We start from the raw sequence: 2,947 nt of genomic DNA on the forward strand, positions 1-2,947 counted from the left end.
ACGCCACGACCCGTGCACCTGCGTCCGCGATACCTCCTCCTCGTCGCCGCCGGCGGCACGGTCGGGACCGGGGCGCGGGAGGGCCTGACCCTCGCGTTCCCCGCCGATCCCGCCTTCGACACCGTCGTCTTCGCCATCAACATCGTCGGCGCGCTCCTGCTCGGCGTACTCCTGGAGAGCCTCGCCAGAGCCGGCAGCGACGAGGGCCGACGCCGCACCGCACGGCTGCTGCTCGGTACCGGAGCGCTCGGAGGCTTCACCACCTACAGCACCCTCGCCACCGACACCGCCCACCTGCTCACCACAGGACACCCCGCACCCGCCGCCCTCTACGCGCTCGGCACCGTCCTGCTCGGTGCCCTCGCGTCCTGGACCGGAGTCGCCCTCGCCGCAGCACTCCACCGGCGACGCACGCAGAGGAAGGTGCCGGCATGACACCCGCACTGTTCCTCGCGCTCTCCCTCGCCGGTGGAATCGGAGCCGCAACACGGCTCCTCCTCGACGGGCTCATCAAGGCCCGCACCGGCGGCGCCTACCCCTGGGGCACCACCGTCATCAACGTCACCGGATCACTCCTCCTCGGCCTGATCACCGGCCTCGCCCTCGCAGGCATCGCCCCCGAGCCGTGGCGACTCGTCCTCGGCACCGGCTTCCTCGGCGGCTACACCACCTTCTCCACCGCCAGCCTCGAAACCGTCCGTCTCCTCGCCGAAGGACGCCAACTCGCCTCCGCCATCAACGCCCTCGGCACGCTCCTCCTCAGCGTCATCGCCGCAGCAACAGGACTCTGGCTCGGAGGCGCGCGATGAGCATCATCGATGCACCCTCACCGGCAGTGGTGGTCGGTCTTGCCGGCGTCGATTCCGGCCCGGAGTCGGGGCACGCAGGGTCCTTCCGTTCAGCGGGTGCGGTGCGCCGTGAACGACCTCGCCGGCATGTCATCACGGGGCGATCTGGTCGCGTCTCTCCATGAGCGGTCCTGCCGTTGCGGGGTCCCGGGCGGCTCATCACGGCATGCCATCAGGCGGCTGAAGGCGGTCAGCCGTACCCGGGACCCCTGGCGCGTTCCGGAGCCGACAACTGCCCCGAATCCACGGAGACAACGGTGAGGAAGGCGGTCGGACTCCGGGGGAGCGACGCCGACCGGGACGCGGAGCGGCGTCAGCAGTGGGAGGGCCTCGACCCCGTGCTGCGCTCCCTCGGCTTCCCGAAGGGACTGTGACGCCGGCCCGGTGGACCTCACCGGGTCGGCGCCCGCGCGCTCAGCGGTTCGCGGGTCGGAGCCCCAGCAGCGTGTCGATGATCACGAAGGCCGCGAGGCTCGCCCCCAGGAGCGGGAGGAACAGCCCGACCGCGGCGGCGACCACCAGGACGGACGCGACTCCCCACCACGGCGCGCGCCGGAGAGCTCCCCGGGCCGGCGGGGTGCCGACGAGCCGTCGGGGGCCGCGGGTGGGGCGGCGCTTCCACCACATCAGGTACCCGAGCACGACCATCGTGGCGATGCCGGCCGCGGTGACGAACAGCAGCAGCTGGTTGGGCAGCCCGAACATCGAGCCCATGTGCGTGTCGATGCCCCAGCGGGAGAGCTTGGCGACGAGGCCGAACCCGGCGAAGTCGACCCGGTCGACGACCTGCATCGTGCTCCCGTCGATCGCGACGCCGTCGACCTCGGTCGGGAAGCTGCGCTGGATCTCCTGCACGACCCAGGCCGAGCCCTCCGCCGCGGGCGGCCGGATCTCGACCAGTCCCGTGTTCACGTTGACCTCGCGGGCGACCGAGAGCACCGAGTCGTAGGCGGCCGGCGAGTAGCCCGCCGTCGACTCGACGGCGTCGCCGGTGGCCGCGCCGTGTCCGACGTGCCCGGCGTGTCCGGCGTGCTCGTCGGCCACCTCGCCGGTCCGGTCGCCGAGCGTCGTCCCCAGCGAGGGCGTGGTCCAGCCGACAGCGGAGCGGAGGGTCTCGAAGTTCCCGCCTCCGTAGAGCGACCAGGTGATGCCGGTGGTCGAGAGGAACAGGGCGCCGACGAGCAGCCAGACGCCGGTGGAGGCGTGCCAGGAGAACAGGCGCTTGTAGCCGGTGGTCCTCGGCGCGGGGCGCAGCAGGTCCCTCTTCACGCGGGCGCGGCGGAGGCGGATGATCCAGAGGCCCAGGCCGGCGAGGGCGACGACCCCCAGCCAGGAGGCGGCGAGCTCGCTGTAGTAGCGGCCCACGTCCCCGAGGTGCAGCGTCCGGTGCAGGTCGCTGACCCAGGTCCGCAACGGCAGGGCGCCGCTGGTGCCGTAGGCGGTGAGGTCGCCGCGGACGTCGGCGGTGGCCGGGTCGATGAAGACCGCGCGGGTCTCGCTGGCGCCGAGCGACGGGTCCGCGTACATCACCCGGGTGGTGTCGCCGGGGTTCGGTGCGGGGCGGACGGCGACGATGCTCTGCCCGCCTCCGGTGTACGCGTCGGCGGCGTCGATCTGGTCGGCCAGGGGCAGGGAGGTGTCCGCTTCGGGGGCGTGCAGCTCCTGCGCGTAGACGACCTGCTCGAGCTGCGGGGTGAGTGCGTAGAGCGCTCCGCTGGTCGCGGCGACGAGGATGAACGGCCCGACGAACAGGGCGGCGGAGAAGTGCAGGCGGAGCAGCAGCTGTCCGAGCCAGCCTGCGCTGCTTCTGCGCGGTGGGGGCGGGATGTCGGCGGAGTCGCGGGGTCTCGTGGCGGTGGTGGTCATGCTTCTGGTCCTTCGGTGCTGTGGCGGGTGCCGGTGAGGGTCAGAGGAGGGTGTCGCCGATGTAGCCGCCCTCGACGCAGCCCGGCGGGATCGCGAAGACGGCGGAGCCGATCGGCGTCGTCCACTCGTTGAGCAGGTCCAGCTCGTCCAGTCGCTTCTGGATCGGCACGAACTGCGCGGTGACGTCGGCCTGGAACGCCGCGAAGATCAGCCCGGAGTTCGAGATGTCCTCG

General features: G+C 72.3%; 3 protein-coding genes and 1 pseudogene. 2 read left to right on the plus strand and 2 right to left on the minus strand.

Annotation, left to right across the window (positions count from 1 at the left end):
* Both C5C37_RS16935 and crcB read left to right on the plus strand, forming a co-directional pair.
* Window positions 1-435: CrcB family protein (locus tag C5C37_RS16935; RefSeq protein WP_258074202.1), on the plus strand; the 435-nt coding region annotated here is incomplete at its 5' end.
* Entirely contained in the window at window positions 432-809 is a 378-nt protein-coding gene (gene crcB / locus C5C37_RS16940; RefSeq protein WP_104224798.1) for a fluoride efflux transporter CrcB, read from the plus strand. The genes C5C37_RS16935 and crcB, both read left to right, overlap by 4 nt.
* A 453-nt stretch (window positions 810-1,262) precedes the next feature.
* On the opposite strand, the gene C5C37_RS16945 is transcribed toward crcB, so the two are convergent.
* Complete coding sequence (locus tag C5C37_RS16945) at window positions 1,263-2,714, minus strand: PepSY domain-containing protein (protein WP_104339335.1); 1,452 nt, start codon at window positions 2,712-2,714, stop codon at window positions 1,263-1,265.
* Between the two features lie 40 nt (window positions 2,715-2,754).
* Window positions 2,755-2,947, minus strand: a pseudogene (locus tag C5C37_RS16950) (Dyp-type peroxidase domain-containing protein); the annotation flags it as partial.

This window comes from Rathayibacter sp. AY1F9, assembly GCF_002932155.1.
Taxonomy (GTDB): domain Bacteria; phylum Actinomycetota; class Actinomycetes; order Actinomycetales; family Microbacteriaceae; genus Rathayibacter.